The 19,700-nt window shown below is 59.8% G+C and carries 4 protein-coding genes, 1 other RNA gene and 2 pseudogenes; 1 reads left to right on the top strand and 6 read right to left on the bottom strand.

All coding sequences use genetic code 11. The annotated features are described in order from the left end of the window. Positions 1-105 (top strand): annotated as a pseudogene (locus ACR6JA_RS21655) (integrase); the annotation flags it as partial. Between the two features lie 17 nt (positions 106-122). Here the strand turns inward: ACR6JA_RS21655 and ACR6JA_RS21650 are convergent. The 6 genes and pseudogenes from ACR6JA_RS21650 to ACR6JA_RS21625 form a co-directional block, all read right to left on the bottom strand. Continuing rightward, positions 123-989 (bottom strand): annotated as a pseudogene (locus tag ACR6JA_RS21650) (integrase arm-type DNA-binding domain-containing protein); the annotation flags it as partial. 167 nt (positions 990-1,156) lie between these two features. Beyond that, positions 1,157-1,520, bottom strand: a transfer-messenger RNA (tmRNA) gene (gene ssrA, locus ACR6JA_RS21645). Between the two features lie 117 nt (positions 1,521-1,637). Then, positions 1,638-2,801, bottom strand: coding sequence for an HlyD family type I secretion periplasmic adaptor subunit (locus ACR6JA_RS21640; protein ID WP_494494408.1), 1,164 nt, complete (start codon positions 2,799-2,801; stop codon positions 1,638-1,640). 7 nt (positions 2,802-2,808) lie between these two features. Next, positions 2,809-5,016, bottom strand: coding sequence for a type I secretion system permease/ATPase (locus ACR6JA_RS21635; protein WP_172744978.1), 2,208 nt, complete (start codon positions 5,014-5,016; stop codon positions 2,809-2,811). Beyond that, positions 5,013-6,419 carry a TolC family outer membrane protein gene (locus tag ACR6JA_RS21630; protein WP_494494400.1) on the bottom strand — a complete coding sequence of 469 codons (1,407 nt, stop codon included), beginning with the start codon at positions 6,417-6,419 and terminating at the stop codon, positions 5,013-5,015. The genes ACR6JA_RS21635 and ACR6JA_RS21630 overlap by 4 nt, the downstream gene beginning before the upstream one ends. Before the next feature lie 81 nt (positions 6,420-6,500). Beyond that, complete coding sequence (locus ACR6JA_RS21625) at positions 6,501-19,640, bottom strand: BapA/Bap/LapF family large adhesin (RefSeq protein ID WP_494494401.1); 13,140 nt, start codon at positions 19,638-19,640, stop codon at positions 6,501-6,503. Between the last annotated feature and the right edge of the window lie 60 nt (positions 19,641-19,700).

The raw sequence follows: 19,700 nt of genomic DNA, 5'->3' as shown, positions 1-19,700 counted from the left end.
GTATATAACAGTGAGCGGCCCCATGAATCCCTGAATAACCTGACGCCAGAAGAGTACCGGCTGATGGCTGAAAACCCGGAAATCTCAAAAAGTGCGTGGAACTAAAACGGGTGTGCTTACACTTCCTTACTCAATGGAACCTTGTGGGGCCGTTTCATCTTCATGAACTCAGCGGGGATGTTCCAGAATCGGTTCTCTTCGTCGATGTCAGTCCAACGAGCACGGACAGCCTCTCCGGGACGAACCCATGTAAGAAGTTGCCATTCAATTAGCAGGCGTGTTTCTAAGCGTATAGATGCGTTTGCTAAAGCCACTATGAACCTTGGTAACTCGCTGGGGGGGAGGGCTGGCATGTTTTGCTTCTTTGGCTTGCTGAAACGCTTTGTGAGGTTATCTGCAGGGTTGAACTCAATAAGCTCTTCTGTGGCCGCATAACGGAAAATTTCGTTCAGTCGGGAAATTATACGGCGTAGAGTTTCAAGAACACCTCTTTGCTCGATAGGGTCAAGATGTTGTTTCAACATCTTAGGGCGGATCTCTTTAATAGGAATATCCCCCAAAGTTGGAAAGATGTTTCGTTCAAGGCTACGCCAGATATCCTTAGCATGATCTTGCGATATGCCTGATGTTTTAATTTTTTCATCAAGCCACTTTTTCGCCACTGTTTGGAATGTGTGTTCAGTGGCATCTTTGAACGCTTGAGCTTTTTGCTCATTGTGGGATTGGGGATCGATACCCTGTGCAAGCAAAGAGAGGTATTCATCCCGTAGCGCTCTTGCTTGAGCAAGTGTCAGGTAGGGATAGAACCCAAGACTCATTTTGGCCCGTTTCTTGGTTAAAGGAACGGTATAGCCGAGGTGCCAGATTTTTTTGCCACTTGGTTTGATACGCAGGAACAAGCCATCTCCATCCCATAGCGTGAACTCTTTCTCTGTGGGCTTGGCCTTTTTGATCTCTGTGTCAGTGAGTTTTGTTGCTACCTTCGGCATTTTTGCTCCCTCGTTTTTACTCCCTCATCGACGAGGGATAATAGGAGGGGGCCATAAGGAGTGGTTTCTAGCAATTCTCAGTAGACTTCACTGGACATGAAAAAGGCCGCAAACCCTTGTGGAATGCGGCCTTAGTAGACTTGAGTAGACGTCATTTTACTAAAAAGTGGTGGAGCTGGCGGGAGTTGAACCCGCGTCCGAAATTTCTACATCCTCGGTACTACATGCTTAGTCAGTCTTTACATTCGCCGGGCAACTGCGGACAGACACGCCATTACCAAACTATCCTGATTAGTTTTAATGCTTCAACCCCAGGCAAGGCATCCACACGATCTCTTTTGGGTTTGACCTCTCTTTGATCCCCGTCTTAAGAGCGGAAGCTAGGGAGAGAGGGCTCAGAGCAGGTTATTAAGCTGCTAAAGCGTAGTTTTCGTCGTTTGCGACTATTTTTTTGCGGCTTTTTACGAGGCCAACCGCCCCTCGGCATGCACCTTGGGTTTCGCAAATCCCGTCGAATCCAGAATCAGCCCCAATGTGTACCGGCGAGTATAACAGATTTATTACGTGTGTGACCAGCCGTCTAAAGAGAAATCCCGCTGAGTGCCATTCGTACAAAATTCCTTCAGCACCAGCGGGATAGGCGGTCAATTAACGTTCACGCAGCGCCTCGCGGGCGCGGTTGAACGGCTTAATCAGGTACTCAACGATGGTTTTCTGCCCGGTTTTAATGTCCACGGTGGCCACCATCCCCGGTGAGATGGAGAAATGGTGGCCGACTTTGTTCACCAGGTAGTCCTGATTGGTGCGGATAAACACCCGGTAGTAGACGATTTCCGGCTTCACCTTGTCCTGAATGGTGTCCGGGGAGATGGTTTCCACGGTGCCTTCCAGCCCGCCGTAAATGGCGTAATCGTAGGCGGTGATTTTCACCAGTGCGCGCTGGCCGGGGTGGATAAAGGCGATGTCTCGCGGGGAGAGCCGCGCCTCAATCAGCAGGTGATCGTCCACCGGCACAATCTCCATCATCTCGCCGTTCGGCGGAATAACGCCGCCGATGGTGGTGACCTGAATGTTCTTCACGATGCCGCGCACCGGGGAGCGCACGGTCATGCGGTTCACCGAATCCTCACGGCCTTTGATGATGGCGTCCAGCATGTCCACTTCGGCATTGGCCTTCGACAGCGCCTCGCGCGCCTGCACGTAATACTGCGAGCGGAGGTCGGTTATTCTGAGGCCCAGGTCGCTCTTCTGCCGCTGCAGGCGCAGCACTTCCACGTGGCTTGCCGCGCCGCTTTTCACCAGCCGCTGGGTGATATCCAGCTCTTTGTTAACCGAGGTCAGCGCGTCCCGGAGCTCGGCTTCGGAGTCGTTCAGCTGCGCCCGGCGGGTTTTATACAGCCGGGTTTCGGAGGCGAGGAGATCCGGGAATGCTTTGAGCGAGTCCGGGAACTTCAGCGGCTGGTCGTTCACTTCCGCGTAAAGCCTGGCGCTGGAGGCCAGAGAGGCGCGATAGCGCGCCGTGCTTTCGCCGACGTTGGACTCGGAGCGGGTCGGGTCCAGGCGGGCGACGATTTGCCCGGCCTGTACTTTATCGCCCTCGTGCACCAGCAGCTCGGTGACTATCCCGCCGTCCAGCGACTGCAAAATCTGCTCGCGGGAACTCGGCACCACTTTCCCGGTGCCGGTGGAGACTTCGTCCAGCGTGCCGAACCACGCCCAGATGCCGAACAGAGCAAACAGCAGGGTTATGAGCAGGATAATGCGGCTCGCCCCGGAAAATTCGCTTTCGCGCTGGATGTCCGGGTCATCCATGGTGACGTCATGCTGACTGGTTTTCATTGTTCCACTCCCGCGGTGGTGTCTGGGCGGCGGCCGGAGCCTGAGCCTGTGCCGGTCTTGCGGCGCCGAGCGCCTGCGCCTTCGGTGCATCCATTACCAGCTGGCCGTCTTTCAGCACCAGCACGCGTTCAACCAGTTCGAGCACCGGCACGCGGTGGGTGGCGACGACCAGCGTGCGGTGGCCGAGCCACTGGTTCAGCCGCTGAATAAATTCGCGTTCGGTGTGGTCGTCCAGCGAGGCGGTGGGCTCGTCGAGCAGCACGATGTTGGGCGAGCGCAGCAGCATCCGCGCCAGCAGGATCGATTGCCGCTGCCCGCCGGAAAGCCCGCTGCCGCCTTCCATGATTGGGTGATCCAGGCCTTTGGGCAGGTGCTTCACAAAGTTGCTCGCGCCGCTCACGTCCAGCGCCTCGAAGATAGCTTCGTCGCTGGCGTGCGGGGCACCGAGGGTGAGGTTTTCCCGCAGCGTGCCGTAGAACAGCCGTGCGTTCTGGCTCAGGAAGCCGATGTTGCGGCGCAGATCCGCCATGTCGATTTGCGACATCGCGAGATCGTCGAGCCGGGCTTCGCCGCTGGCGAGATCGACCCCGCCGGCAAGCGCCTGCAGCAGCGTGGATTTGCCCGCGCCGTTGCGCCCGAGCACGGCAATGCGCTCGCCGCGCTGGATCTCAAGGCGGGCAATACGCAGCGGAATGCGCGGATCTTCGCTGTGGTATTTGAACTGGGCGCTTTCAAACAGGTAGTGGCCGTGGAGGATGTCCTTGTGGATGAGGTTTTCATCGCGCTGGGTTTCTACCGGCAGCTGCATAATGCTGTCCAGCCCCTGTTTGGCGGCTTTGACCTGCTGCCAGCGGGCGAGCACGCCGCACAGGTTGGCCATCGGGGCAATCATCCTTGAGGCCAGCATGGAGGCGGCGACCATCGCCCCGGTGGTCATTTCACCTTCAATCACCAGCGGCGCGCCGAACAGCACCACCACCACAAAGACCAGGCTCTGAATGGTGATCCCCCAGCTGATTAAGCCCTGCGTGAGCTCTCGGGTTTTCAGGCCGGACTCGGCGGTGATGCGGATGTAGCTGTTCCACTGCTGGAGGAAGCGGTTCTCCGCCTGCATCAGCTTGATGTCCTCCAGCCCCTGCACGCTTTCCACCAGCACGGCGTTGCGCAGGGTGGATTCGTGGGCGGCCTGGTTGGCCAGCGTGGCGAGCTTTTTCTGCAACAGCAGGCCCGGCAGCACCATCACGATGGCGGCGACCGGGGCGATCCACGCCAGCTGCGGCGCGATGATCGCCAGCACCCCAACGAACAAGATAAAGAACGGCAGATCGACGATCGTGGAGATGGTCGAGGAGGTGATCATCTCGCGGATCTGCTCCAGCTCGCGCAGCTGAGAAATAAAGCTGCCGGTTGAGCGGGGCACGGCGCTGTTGCGCAGCCGCAGGGCGTGGCTGAATACGCGATCCGAAATGCGCATGTCCGCCCGCTTGCCCAGCACGTCCATGATGTTGCTGCGCGTGACCTTCAGAATGAAGCCGAAGACCACGGCGATCAGCACCCCGGTCGCCAGCACGTAGAGCGTCGGGTACGACTGGGCGGGGATCACCCGGTCGTACACCTGCATCGAGAACAGGATCCCGGCCAGCGACAGCACGTTCACCCAAAACGCCGCCAGCATCACCGGGCCGTACGGGCGAATATCCAACATGATCAGCTCTTTCATCCAGTCCGGGCTGAAGCGTGAGATATAGGCGTCGACGCGGCTGTCTTTCAGTGCCGAGAGCGGGCGCAGGGCGGCCACAAAGCGGATCTCCGGCAGCAGCTTGCTGAGCGACTGGCGGTTGGTGTGGCGTTCGTCGTCGAAGTAGCAGATATCCACGGTGTCTTCGCCGTCAAACTGCTCGATCACCGCGATCTGGCCGTTGGCTAAGTCCACCACCACCGGCAGCCGCCACTGGGATATCGCTTTTTCGGTGTTGCCGAGCAGGTGGAAGGAAAGCCCGGCCTGGCGTGAAAGTTGGGTCAGCGCGGCGACTTTGGTTTTGTCCTTGAACCACGGGGCGTTGGCCTGAATGGTGCCGGGCGAGCAAACCACGCGGTAGTGCCCGGCGACGTGACTGATGGCGTGTGCCCATTGGGTCAGGGCCTGTTCGCTTAAAAACTCCCCGGCGGGAGAGGCTGTCTGGCTCATGGCTGAATCTCCAGGGACTGGATGTTGCGGTGTTCCAGACCAAATGCGGTGCGTAATTTGCCGGTGTTGTACAGGCAGTTAAGCTGCAGTTGATGGAGCTGGCTCAGCGTTTGTTGTTGGGCGAAGCGCGCCTGGAAGACTTCCTGCTCGGCGTTGAGCACGTCCAGCAGCGGGCGGGAGCCCAGGTCGAGATACTGCTGTTGGTAGAGTTCGCGGGTGCGGGCGCTCAGTTGTTCCTGGCGCTGCAGCACCTGAAGCGCGGTGGCCAGGCTAATGGCCTGGCTGCGGGATTCCAGCAGCTTCTGGCGCACGTCCAGGCGAACCCGGTCGATACCGGACTGCGCCGCTTCCACCGCGTGGCTGGCGGCGTTGCGGCGCGCCGTCAGGCCACCGCCCTGGTAGATCGGCATTTCGACGCGGATATACGCCGAGTATTGCGTGCGGTTGAGGACTTCGCTGCCGGAGTAGTTGTTGTTCAGGTAGTGCTGTACGGACGGCTCCAGCGAGATGGTCGGTGTCATCTGGGCGTTGGCGTAATCCAGGTTGGCCTGCGCCACGTTAGCCTGCGCCCAGGCTGCGAGCACGGCAGGCACCAGGCGGTCGTCCGGTTTCGCCACATTGCAGCTGTTATTCAGCTTCTGCGGGAAATCCGGGCTGATTTTGTTGAGGCTCGTCCAGCCAAGCTGGCTCATTAGCGTCGCCTGGGTACTGTCGAGGTTGGATTCGTACTGGATCAGCTGCGAGCGGGCGGATTCGATACGTGCGTCGGTTTGCACCACGTCGGACATCGAGGTTGCGCCCTGGTCGTTCCGCTCCTGAGTCAGGCGGCCAATGGCGGTCAGCGCGTCAAGCTGTTCTTTGGCGATGTCGACCATTTGCTGCCAGAGCTGCACCTGTACCATCGCCGAGGCGGTGTCGTGCCCGACGGTGTCAATGCTCACCAGCACGTTGGCCTGGGCCTGGGCTTCCCCTGCGGTTTCGGCGCGGACCTGGCTGGCGACTTTGCCGAAGTCATAGAGCATCTGGGACAGAGAAAGCACCAGCGACGGGCTATAGCCGCTGTTGGTGTAGGTGTTGGTGTAGCCGTTGTTCATCCCGGCGCTGATCTGCGGGTAGTACTTAGATTTGGCGACGTTGATCTGTTCGGACTGGCCGTAAAGTTTGCCGATAGCTTCACGAATACTGGGATGCCAGGTGACAGAGCGGTTGACCGCGTCGTTAAGCGTTAAGATTCCGGGCGCAGGGGCATTGAGCGGGAGGGCGGTTGGGCCGTCGAGTGAGGGTAGCTCTTGTTGTTGAGCCAGACCCTGAGTCGTAATAGAAACGGGCGTGTCGTCGGCCGAGGCCTGGAGTGAAAACAGACCGCAAGCCAGCCATAACGCAACAGGCTGTAATTTTCCCATATTTTTTCCCTAATAAATGGCACTGCGTTTTTGTCTTATTCCCCGGGCGTCTGTGCGCCCGGGGATTTTTCGCTACAACTATCAGGCAACAATGTGGTTGTTCTGGATCAGCTCATCGAGTGTGGTGTGCACGTTCTCCAAAGTGACAAGAGTGGTTGAGTGGAATGCGCCGGCGGTGCCGTCACGGTCGATGGAGATGACCGTGTTGTTGCCGACGGTAGCCACGCTCAGGTAGTTACCCAGCGTTGAGGTCTGCCCGTTCCAGCCGACCAGCAGGTCGTGGATGTTGATCTGGTCGCCCTGTGTGAGCGAGAAGTTCTTCCAGACATCCGACCCGTTACCGCCCGTGCCGTCGTTCGCCCCGCCGGCAAGGACGTGGTACACCAGCGTATCGGCATAGGCCGACGAACCGTTGATGATGTCCCCGTAGGCGGTACTGACGATCTGCGGATTCATGTTGATGGTCAGCGTAGCGCTGTCCGAATGCCCGTTCTGATCGTTCAGGGTGTAGGTGAAGACCTCTTTGTTGGTGATGGAGCCCGGCGATACGCCCGGGTTCAGGGTGTAGGTATAGTTCCCGCCGATGCCGATGGTCAGCGTGCCGTACTGGCCCTGAATCGTTGCCACCGCGTCGCTGTTGGTCATCGGGTTCAACGTAGCCGTGCTGCCGTTGGCGCCGGTGATCGTCATCAGCGTATGCACGCTACCAAGCTGGTCAGCCGCACCGGCGGAGTCGGTGCCGTCGTACAGGTTGCCGTGTACGACGGTACTTTGCGCCGTGAAGCTATCCAGCAGGTTCGAGGTCCCGGTAACCGTAGGCGTGACAGTAATGTTGCCCACGCTTAGCGGCCCCATGTTGCCAACATAGCTCAGCGTCCAGGTGCCCGAATGCAGGTCCGTGACCGGAATGGTGGCTATGCCGCCCAGCAGTACGCCACCACTAAAGGTACCGGTGTAGGTATGACCCTGCCCGTCACTCAGCGTCCAGGTGACGGACAGTCCACCCAGTGCCAGGCCGGAAGCCACTTTGAACACCAGGGCGGCACCGCTCAGCACGGTGTTATCCGCAATGGTAAAGGTGCCGCTGCCGTTGCCGTGAGTAGAGGCCAGTAGCGCAGTGGTCCAGGTCGCCGAACCGACGTTGGCACTCGCGTAAGCCGCAGTGTTTTGCGTCGACGTGATAGCCATAATCGAGCTGATGTCGTTCACGGCATCCACGGTGTGCGGTGTGGCGGTGATGTTCAGCGACGCGGTACCGGTATCACCGTTTGGCGCGGTGACGGTGTACACGAAGCTGTCTGGCGTATTGATGCCATCGGCCCCCTGACCGGCTTTCAGCGTATAGGTGTAGTTGCCCTGGGCATCAATGGTCAGTGTCCCGAACTTGCCGACGATAGTGGTGGTGCCGGTTGCCGAGACAGATACACCGTTCACCGCCGTCAGCAGACTGCCTGCCGGGGCGATATCATCCTGCATCACGTTCCCGGTGGTTGACGCTGCCAGGCTGTCGACCGCGTAGGTGTGATCCTGCAGGATATTCAGCGTGTAGCTGGTCAGCAGCGAGACGCCGCTCGCGTTCATCAGCAGGAACAGGTAGTCCCCGCCGCCCAACGTCACGGTCAACTGGCCTGACGAACCCCCTAGCAGCGGAGCCGTCAGCCAGGTTTTCTGCACCTGGAACTGCTCGTACTGCTGAGTGGCCGCGTTGAACTTGTAGATGTACAGGTCAAACGTGGAGAGCAGCGCCACCCCGCCGACGCTGGCCTGCAGCGTCATGGTGCGAGTCGATCCATCCGCGACATCAAACAGAATCGGGTTGCTCATGTTAGCCAGCAGGTTGAGGTTAACCACGTTCCCCAGACCCACGCTCAGCACCGACAGACCCGTTTGCTGCGAAGCCCCGTGGTCAACGGCAGCAACATCGGTGCCGAAGGTCAGCGATCCGGTGTTATCCGTGGCGGTGACCGTGCTGGCCGGGGCGCCGTTACCCAGGGTGACAATCAGCTGGGCAGAATCGCTGACGCCATTGTGGGTAATGGTGTAGGTAAAGTTCTCCGTCCGGCCCAGTACTGCCGCCGAGGTGTTGGTTAGGGTGTAGGTGTAGCTGCCGTCCTGGTTGATATGCAGGGTGCCGTATTTCCCCTGAAGATCCAGCCCGCCTGCGCCTACGGTGTGGCTGACGCCGTTGGCATCGGTGACGGAGGTCACTACCGTACCGGCAGGGGCGTTATCCACCGCCCCGCCAGGACCTGGATCAGTAATCACGTTCCCGGTGGAGGTGGTGGCACCGCTGACAACGCCAGGGCCGGTTTCCTCGACGGTCACCGCAAGGTTCGTGGTTGCCCCGACGGCCAACAGGCTGGTGTTATAGCCGAGGACGCGGTATTGCCCTTCGCCCAGCCCGTCAAGGTTCAGGGTCACGCCCGTTGCCCCCAGGGTCAGCAGGTTCAGGAACTGTGGCAGAGACGAATCGACAACCGTCGTCCAGGAGTTAGTGGCCGCGTCATATTTCTGAATGGCGATTTCCAGCGTATTCAGCAGCGACAGCACCACTCCGGTGGCGGCAGCGTTGATGGTAATATGCCCGGTTGCCCCGCTGCCGATAGTGAAGCCGACCTGGGCGGTATTGCTGCCCAGCACCGACCCCACGCTCCCCAGTGCGCCAATCAGCAGGGTGCCGTAGCCGCTGTAGTGCTCGGTGGTGATAGTTGCATTAGAGGTTAGCGCCATATCAATCACGTTACTGCTCGCCGAAAGCGGCAGGATCGGCGCGGTAATTGAGAGCGACGGTGAGACGTTCCCGGCCGCGTCCGCGGCAGAGATCGACAGAGACTGCCCTTCAATCTGACGAGTCGGCAGCGTGATGCTGAACGCGCCGGACGCATTCGCCGTGCCGGTGACGGTGATCCCGCCCGGCAGCGTAATGGTCACAGTGCTGTTAGCTTCCGCGACGCCTGTGATCGTCGAACCGTCGGCGCTGATAACCCCGGTTGGGATCAGCGGTGGAATAGTATCGACGATAACCGAGGTCGGCAGAGAGGCGCCGCCCGTCCCGTTGGCGTTAGTTGCCGTGGCGGTAAAGGCATGCACGCCATCACCCAGCGCGCCGGTTGGGGTAAACGTCCAGACGCCGCTCGCGTTGGCTGTAACTGTTCCCAGCAAGGCACCGTTGTCGTAGATCTTGACGGTGGCGTTGGCTTCGGCGGTCCCGTTGATCGTTGGGCGAGTGTCGTTGGTGCTCTGGCCGTTACCCACGACGCCGGTTTTCGGCAGGACATCGTCCACGATGCTGGTGATCACCGGCAGCCCCGGCACGCCGGTAAACGGTGCGGTGAAGCTGGCGGAAACACCGATGTTCCCGGCGGCATCCTGAGCGAAGGCCAGCAGCGGCTGGGCGCTGGTTTGCGCAGGGGAGAGCGTAATGCTGAAGTTCCCGTTGCCGTCAGCCTGAGCCGTACCCAGAACGGTGCCCGTCGCCGAGGTAACGGTCACTTTGCTGTTAGCTTCTGCAATGCCAGTCACCACGGTACCGGTGGCGTTGACCGTCAGACCTGTTGGCGCCAGCGGCGGGACGGTATCGACAATAATGCCGGCCGGTACGGACGGAACGCTGACGTTACCCGCCGCATCCGTTGCGGTGACGGTGAACGAGTGGTTGCCCTGAAGCAGAGGCAGCGTTGGCGTGAACGTCCAGACGCCGCTGCCGTTTGCCGTTGTGGTACCCAGCAGCACGCCGTTATCAAAGATATTGACCGTGGCGTTGGCTTCGGCGGTTCCGTTCAGGGTTGGGCGCGTATCGTCCGTTGGCTGGTTGTTGCCTACCGGGCCAGTGATCGGGCCGACATCATCCACCACAGAGGTTATCGCAGGCTGGTTAGGCGCCACGGTATCCACCACGATGCTGAAGCCTGCCGTTGGGCTACTGACTACGCCCGCACCGTTGGTCGCGGTGATGGTAAAGGTATGCGAGCCGTTTGCCAGCGCGGTCGGCGGGGTAAAGACCCAAATGCCAAGGGCGTTCGCCGTCACGGTGCCAATCAGGTTACCACCATCGTAAATCTTGATGGTGCTGTTGGCATCTGCTGTCCCGTTCAGGGTTGGGCGCGGATCGTTAGTCGCCTGGCCACTGGTTAATGGCCCGACCGTGCCACCGGCGACGTCGTCCACCACCGAGGTCAGCACCGGCGTATTCGACACGCCGCTGGCGAGGGTCAGGGTAAAGCCAGCCGAAGGTACGCTGGTGTTGCCTGCCGCATCGGTCGCGGTGACGGTGAAGACGTGCTGGCCGAGAGGCAGCGCGGTACCCGGCGTGAAGCTCCAGGCACCCAGCGCAGTGGTTGTGACAGTGCCAATCAGGTTGCCATTATCGTAGATATTAATGGTGGAGTTAGCTTCTGCCGTGCCGCTAAGCGCCGGTTGCGTATCGTCTGTGGTTGAGCCGCTGACCAGCGGACCCTGTACCGGGCCAACGTCATCGAAGGCCTGAACCACAATCGGCTGGGTAGGCGCAATGGTGTCCACCACCACGTTAAACGGTGTTGACGGCAGGCTGACGTTGCCCGCGGCATCTGTCGCGGTCACGGTCAACGCATGGCCGCCGTTAATCAACGGTGTTGATGGTCTGAAGGTCCATGCTCCGCCCGGATCTGCCTGCGCGGTGCCAAGCAGAACGCCGTTGTCGTACACACTCACGGTGGCGTTACCCTCGGCAGTACCGGTCAGGGTTGGGCGAGTATCATCGGTGACCTGGCCATTGCTCAGGCCGCCGACAATTGGGCCTACCGCATCCGTAACGGTGCTAATCACAGGGGCGTTTGGTGCCACGGTGTCGACGGTCAGCGAGAAGCCATTCGACGGATTGCTGACGTTGCCCGCCGCGTCGGTCGCGGTCACGGTTAACGTATGCGCGCCGCTGCCGAGTGCCGCCACCGGCGTCAGGCTCCATGCGCCAGACCCGTTGGCAAGGGTGGTGCCGATCAGGTTACCGTCGCTGTAAACCTTAATAATGGCACCGGCTTCCGCCGTCCCGCTCAGGGAAGGGCGGGTTTCGTTGGTGGCCTGGCCGTTGGTGATTGGCCCCAGTACCGGGGCGGTGTTGTCCAGCACGGTCACGATTACCGGCGGGGTCGGTGCGACAGAGTCAATATTCACGCCAAACGAGGCCGCATTACTGACGTTCCCTGCGGCATCGGTCGCCGTAACATTCAGGGTATGTGTGCCCTGGCCCAGCGGCGCGGTTGGGGTGAATGTCCAGTTGCCCAGACCGTCCGCCTGAGTTGTACCCAGCACGGTATTGCCGTCTTTCACCGTGATGGTGGCATTGGCTTCCGCCGTGCCGCTCAGGGTTGGCTGGGTGTCCTTGGTCAACTGGCCGTTGATCAGCGGCAGATTAGAGCCAGGCTGGGTCTGATCGTCTACCACCGAAAGGATAATTGGCACAATCGGCGGCACGGTATCCACCACCACGTTGAACCCGGCGGTTGGGCCGCTGACGTTGCCCGCGGCATCCGTAGAAATGACGGTGATGTTATGGCTGCCGTCCAGCAGCGGCACCGTAGGGGTAAAGGTCCAGTTTCCACCCACCGGTACCGTGACGGTACCGATGATGACATTCCCGTCCTTGAAGGTCAGGGTAGTGCCTGCTTCGGCAGTCCCGCTGAAGGTCGGGGTATTGTCGTTGGTTGGCTGGCCGGAGGTAATTGGCTGCGAGGTGATGTCATTGGTGACCGCCACCACGACAGGGGTTGCCGGTGGCAGGGTATCCACATTGACGACAAAGTTGGTGGACGGCACGCTGACGTTGCCGGCGGCGTCTGTCGCCGTCACGGTCAGGGTGTGCGGGCCTTCACCCAAACTGGTCGTTGGCGTAAAGCTCCAGATGCCAAGGGCGTTAGCGGTGACGGTGCCGATAATGGCGCCGTTATCGAGAATGTTCACCGTAGAGCCCGCTTCGGCGGTGCCGCTCAGCGTTGGTTTAGGATCGTTGGTGGCCTGGCCATTGGTCAACGGCCCGACTACGCCGCCCGCCACCGCATCCACGACGGAGACGATAATCGGCTGCGGCGGTGGCGTGGTATCGACAATAATGGTGTAAGGCGCTGACAGGCCGCTGGTCTCAAGTCCTACGGTCTGGCTGACCGCGAAGGTATGCGTCCCCTGAGGCAGCGGCGTAGTGAGCTGGTACGTCCATGTGCCGCCTGCGCCGACGGGCACGGACGTAAACAGCGCGCCATCGATGTAAATATGCACGACGCCGCCCGCAGCGGCACCTGAACCACTCAGGGTAGGTAAAGTATCATCGGTCGATTTGCCGTTGCCGACGTTACCGGTGATTGGCCCTACGTTATCGTCCACCAGATCGATAGTGGGTGGATGCGGCAGGACGGAGGTGGTTGCGGTAAAGTTCACGCCCGCACTTTGGTTACCCGCCGGGTCCTGAGCAATAGCCGTCAGGGTCGCACCGGTGGTTTGAGCTGGAGAGAGCGTAACGGTCCAGGCCCCGGTGATTGGTGCCGCCACGCCTGTACCGAGTATGTTACCCCCGGCGTCTTTGATGATAACCGTGGCACCAGGCTCAGCGGTCCCGGCCACTAACGTACCTGTCGGATCGGTTATCGGGAGAACGAAAGGCACCCCTGGCGGAGTCGTATCGACGTTGATCACAATTGGCGCAGAAGGCCCAACGCTGTTACCCACGTCATCCACTGCTTTGACCGTAATACTGTGCGCGCCTTCCGGCAGCACGGAGGTAGTGATACTCCATGTGCCGTTGGCGCCAACAACGCCTGTGCCCAGGATAGTCGTGCCATTGGTGTCGTACAGCGTTACCGTACTGCCGACTTTTCCTGTGCCGGTAAAGGTTGGTGTTGTGTCGTCCGTGAAGCTGCCGTTGACCAGCGGCGTCTGGATAGGGCCGACATTATCAATGATCTCCACGACGACCGGCGCAGTAAGCGGCACGGTATCGACGGTGAGGTCGTAATCAACTGAAGGTGAGCCGACGTTACCCGCTTTGTCGGTTTGTACTGCCGTGATGGTATTCAGGCCGTTATTCAGGGCGATATTCGGCGTAATAGTCCAGTTACCTAACCCGTCCACCACGGCAGAACCTATCGCCGTGCTGCCGTTATACAGTGTGACAGTGGCGCCGATTTCCCCGGTACCGTGGAACACCGGTTTTGGATCATCGGTAATGCCGTTGGTGATTGGACCCGTTACCGGACCTACGCCGTCATCCGCAGACCCGATGACCGGAGCACCCGGCGGCGTGGTGTCTACCGTTATTGCGATCGGTGCTGATGGCAGGCTGATGTTACCCGCCGGATCGGTAACCTGAACGGTAATATTGTAGGTGGCTTCGCCCAGCGGAGTAGAAGGATCAACGCTCCACGTGCCGTCGGAACGCACGGTCGTGGTGCCGATTAGCTGATTGCCGTTGTTATAGATGTTGATGGTGGAACCCGCGACGCCTGTACCGCTAAAGGTTGGGGTCGTGTCGTTAGTGCTGCCGCCAGGTATGACGGCGCCCACTACCGGAGGCACATTATCGGTCACCGTCGGAGCTGAAGGTGTGACTGGCGGAGTCGCGTAAACCGACAGCGTAAATCCGGATGACGGTACCCCGACGTTCCCGGCTGCGTCCGTTGCCGTGGTCGTGAAGACGTGTGTTCCACTGCCCAATGGGGCGGTTGGGGTAATCGTCCAGTTCCCGCTGCCGTCTACGATTGCCGTGCCAATTGGCGTTGTGCCGCCGTCGGCGTACAGCGTGATAGTGGCTCCTATCTCACCTTTCCCGGAGAACACTGGCTCGGTACTTTGAGTACTCCCCCCGTTCACCAGAGTCGCTGGTGCGTTAGCGACGTTCCCTAGCGCGCCATCAATGGAAGGGGCGCCTGGTGGGGTGGTGTCGATAACCACAATCTGGGTTGTGGCAGAGCTGGTGTTTCCGGCCGCATCCGTTACGTAAACATTAAGGGTATGCGAGCCTTCGCTCAGTGGCTGAGTTGGCTGGAATGTCCATGCGCCGCTGCCGTTCGCCGTGACGGTGCCGATAAGCGTTGTGCCGTCATAAATTTTTACGACTGCATTAGCGCCTGCTGTCCCATTAATAACGGGTTGAGGGTCGTTGGTTGAGCCGCCAGGCAAGATCGGGCCAGTATCCGGGTTAACGTTATCCACTATTTCGCCGATAGTCGGCGCGGTTGGCAGGGTTGTGATCAGCTCAATGTTCCACGGCGCGGAAGGCGCGGTAACGTTTCCTGCGGCATCAGAAGCCGTGACGGTAAAGGTGTGAGGCCCTTCCAGCAGCGGCGTGGTTGGTGTAAATGTCCAGGTCCCGTTGTTGTTCACGGTGGTGGTCCCCAGCACGTTCAGGCCATCGTAAACTGTGATGGTGGACCCCGGTTCCCCGCTGCCGCTTAGGGTTGGCGTTGGGTCGTTGGTCGCGCCGTTATTACTGACCGGCCCTGTCACGACACCTACATCGTCATACACCTGGGTAATCGTCGGTGCAGTCGGGGCGATGGAATCCACGTTAATGTTGAAGGCGGCGCTCGGCTGGCTAGTGTTGCCCGCGGCATCGGTGGCGGTCACCGTCAGGCTATGCAAGCCTTGGCCGATAGAGGTGCCCGGCGTAAATGTCCATGCTCCGGTGCCGTCCGCATTGACGGTACCAATCAGCGTGCCGTTGTCGTAGATCTTCACGGTTGAGTTAGCCTCAGCCGTACCGGAGATCGTCGGTTTATCGTCGTTAGTCAGGTCGCCGTTATTCAGGCCGCCGGTATGCTCAGGCACATTGTCGATCACGGAGCCAATGATTGGGATGTTCGGCGGTGTAATGTCCGGGGCAGTGATCGGCGCATTCTGGCCAATATTCCCTGCCGCATCCGTGGCGTTGACTTCCAGATGCTGACCGTTGGCCTGTGGCGTGGTCAGGGTGATAGTAAAGCTGCCGTCCGGCCCGGCAACGGCCTGACCCAATGGATTCCCCAGAGCATCAGTCACTTTTACGGTACTGCCGGCCTCGGCTTTACCGGTCAGTATCGAGCCATCTTCATTGAAGGTGAGGTTAGTCGGCAGCGCAGGTGGCGTATGATCCTGAGCGATAACGGCCGCAGGCGAGCTGGTGTTATTGGCGGCATCCGTGGCGGTAACCATCAGCGTCTCGCCGTTAAGCTGCGGTGGCACGAGTGGAGAAATATCAAATGTGCCGGTGCCGCTGGCGATGCCTGTACCAATGACATTGCCGTTACCGTCCCAGACGGTCACCGTGCTGTTTGGTTCTGCGGTACCGGTCACGTGCAGGCCGTCTGCGCTAACGGCAAGCCCGGTGGGTGGGTTAGGGGCGGTATGATCGGGGGCAGGGATACTCGTGCCCAGACCGGTATTGCCTGCCGCATCAGTGGCTTTCGCGGTCAGTATTTCGCCGTTAAGCTGAGCCGGATTGAGCGTCACGCTGAAGTGACCCGTCCCGTCCGCTGTCGCAGTACCGAGTACGGTCCCGCTGGCGTTGGTGATGGTCACTTTGCTGTTGGCTTCGGCCGTCCCGGTAAGCGTTGTGCCGTCGTTGGAAACGGTCAGGCCGGTCGGCAGCCCCGGTGGGGTCGTATCCACCACCACGCCAAACGGGGTGGAAATGGCGCTGGTGCCGTTGGCATTCGTTGCGCTGAAGGTGAAGGAATGTGGGCCATCAGGCAGTGGAGCCAGGGGCGTAAATGACCAGTTGCCGCTGGCGTCCGGTGTCACGATGCCAAGGGGAATATTGTTATCAAAAATAGTGATGCTGGTTGTGCCCGGCTCGGCAGTACCGCTCAGCGTTGGGCGGGAGTCGTCCGTGGCCTGACCATTGGTCAGCGGGCCTTGAATAGGGCCGACATCGTCAGTCACTGAAACCAGAACTGGCACGGTTGGGAAACCGGAGTTTGATGCCGGGAAGGTGGTATCCGGCCCGACGTTACCCGCGGCATCCTGCACCTGAGCGGTTAACGTTCCCCCATGGGTTTGAGCCGGGTTCAGGGTCAGTGTGAAGTTCCCGGTTTGGTCAATTTGCGCGGTGCCCAGCACTACGCCATTCGGGCCGACAACTTTGACGGTGTCACCCGCTTCGCCGGTCCCGGTGATGGTCGTCCCGTCCAGGCTAACGTTGTCAATGGTGACGGCAATCGGCGGAATGGTATCGACGGTGAAGGTCGGCCCGACGGTGACCGTACTGACGTTGCCCGCAGGATCGGTCTGCTGCAGCGTTATGGCGTGAGGGCCATCAGCCAGCGCTACAGTCGGAGTAAAGGTCCAGTTACCGTCATTCCCGACGGTGACCTGCCCAATGGGTAGACCATTATCAAAGATGGTTAACGTACTGCCGGCTTCACCGGTGCCGCTGAAGGCCGGTTTGTTATCATCGGTGATACCGTTGTTGCCGATTGGGCCGGTGATAGACCCGACGGTATCCAGGATTTGATCAAGCACCGGCGGATTGACGATGGTATCCACAATGACGGTAAAGGAGCCGGAACTGCCGCTGTCGCCGCGAATGTTAGAGGCGGTGGCGGTAAAGCTGTGCGGGCCATCAGGTAAGATGGAAACCGGGGTGAAGCTCCAGTTGCCGCCCGGCAGGACGAGGGTGGTACCTATCTCAATCCCATTATCAAAGATATGAATGGTCTCACCGGCCACGCCCGTGCCCTGCAGCGTCGGGGTTTGGTCATTGGTGGGTTGGTTATTTTGTACGGGGCCCACTATGGGCGGGACGTTATCCAGTATTTCGGTGATAACCGGAACGGTCGGGAGCGGGAAGAACGGCGCGGTGGTAGTGCCTGCCGGCCCTACGTTACCCGCAGAATCGCTGGCCACTACGCTTACCTGGCCGCCATCAAGCTGCGGGGTGGTCAGGGTAACGGTGAATGCCCCGCTCACAGGGTCGGCGGTGCCGGTCCCAATGACGTTGCCGCTGGCGTCTTTGATGGTCACCGTACTGCCGTGCTCGGCATTCCCCGTTAACGTAGCCCCGTCCGCGCTAATGGCCAGACCTGTAGGAGCTAGCGGCGGGGTGGTATCAATCGTAATGGTATAGCTGACCGAGGTTCCACTGTCGCCTCTGACGTTAGAGGCCGAAGCGGTAAAGGTGTAGCTGCCTTCACCCAGCGGGGTCTGTGGGGTGAAGCTCCATGTGCTGTCCAGTCCAACTTTCACGGTACCAATCTCGGTCCCGTTCGCGAAAATATGGATGGTATCGCCGGGCTGGCCTGTCCCCTGCACGGTTGGGGTTGTGTCGTTGGTTGCCTGATTATTCCCCACGTTGCCCGTGACGGGGGCCACATCGTCGAGGACGCCGGTGATCGCCGGTAATACAGGTGGCAGCACGTCAGGTGCCGTAACGTTGGCCGGTGGGCTGTTGTTGCCCGCCGGGTCGGTGACGACGACGGTTAACGTTTCGCCGTCTACCTGTGGCGTTGTCAGGGTAATATTGATATTGCCGTTGCTATCGGTCGTCCCTGTCCCGACGACTACGCCGTTCGGATCTTTAATGGTTATTGTGCTACCGGCTTCTGCATGTCCGGTAAGCGTTTCACCATCCGGACTGACGGTCAGCCCGGAGGCCGGCCCTGGAGGGGCAGTGTCAATGGTGACGGTATACGCCGGTGATGGGGCGGTTTCGCCCCTTTCGTTACTCGCCGTGGCAGTGAATACATGGGCGCCGTCGGCCAGCGCGCTGCCTGGGGTAAAGCTCCAGGTCCCGCCGGTGCCTACCACGACCGTCCCAATCTGTACCCCGTTATCGTAGATGTGAATGGTCGTGCCAGCCTGGCCGGTGCCGTTCAGCGTGGGGGTATTGTCGTTGGTCGGTGAGTTATTGCCTACGTTGCCGCCGTCAGGCGCATTTGGATTGTCGTTGATGACACTGGTGATGCTCGGTTCTTCCGGCAGCGGAATGTTTGGCGCGGTAATCGTGGCGCCCGGCCCGGTGTTACCGGCAGAGTCGGTTGCAGTGACGGTCAGCGTGCCGCCGGTAATCTGCGGCGTGGTCAGGGGAATGGTAAAGCTACCGTCCATGCCTGCCGTGCCGGTTCCAATCACGTTCCCATTGGCATCCTTCACCGTGACTGTGGAGCCAGCTTCGGCATGTCCCGTCAGGGTGTCGCCATCCGCACTCACTGCCAGATCGGTAGCCGCCGCCGGTGGCACGGTATCAATGGTGATGGTATAGGCCGGAGAGGTGGCGCTTTCGCCTCTATCATTGGTTGCGATAGCGGTGAACACATGGGCGCCGTCTGCCAGAGGCGTGCCTGGGGTAAAGCTCCAGGTCCCGTTAGCGCCTACCACAACGGTGCCAATCTGCACCCCGTTATCGTAAATATGAACCGTCGATCCGGCCTGGCCAGTACCGTTCAGCGTCGGGGTATTGTCGTTGGTTGAAGCGTTGTTATTAATATTTCCGCCGGTGCCCGGGGTGTCATTGACGATGTTGGTTATGTGTGGTTCATCGGGTAACGGGATATTTGGGGCGGTGATGTTGGTCCCAGGCCCGGTGTTGCCGGACGGATCTGTCGCGGTGGCGGTCAGGGTGCCCCCGTTAACTTGCGGGGAAGTTAACGTCACGGTGAAATTGCCGTCGCTGCCGGCGATGCCGGTGCCGACTACGTTCCCGTTAGCGTCTTTGATGGTTACCGTACTGCCTGCCTCGGCGTTACCGGTAATGGTTTTCCCGTCTGCTGAGATGACAAGACCCGTAGGCGCCGGAGGCGGCGTTACGTCCGGTCTGCCCGGGTTGCCGGGGTTGGTGCCGCTGTCAGAGTGCCCGCCGCCGCCGCTTGAGGCTGCCGCAATGGCGCCGCCCGCGGCAACGGCCAGACCACCCAGCACCCAAGGCCATATTGCGCCGCCTTCGGCATGTGCGCCGGTAGCGGTCATGATCGCGTCAATATTGGCAATTTGCTCATAGTGAGCTGCGGTTTCTGGATCCTGAACCCACCAAAGCACGCCGTCATGGCCTTCCAGAACGAGTTGGTTGCCACCCTGGTCGGCAAAAGCGTAGTAGTTTTTGATGGTAATGGTTTCGCCGGAATGGAGTTTTATAACCAGGTCCTGGCCCGAACGAGTGAAGCTGGCGACTTCTTCACGTTCAATTTTCAGCTCGACAATTGAAGGACCTTTTAAGGTGATTTCAGAGGCTTCGACGTTATTTTTTACGCCGGTTAATTTAGAGATAATTGAAATTGAACGCATTGTTATCACTCCATTCGCGATGAACGTGGTGGTAGTCAATTGCCCGGCGTAATGTCTTGA

The sequence above is a fragment of the Cedecea sp. B1(4) genome (genome assembly GCF_059414925.1).
Note: the sequence above shows the minus strand (reverse complement) of the source record. Positions and strands in the feature narration are given on the sequence as shown.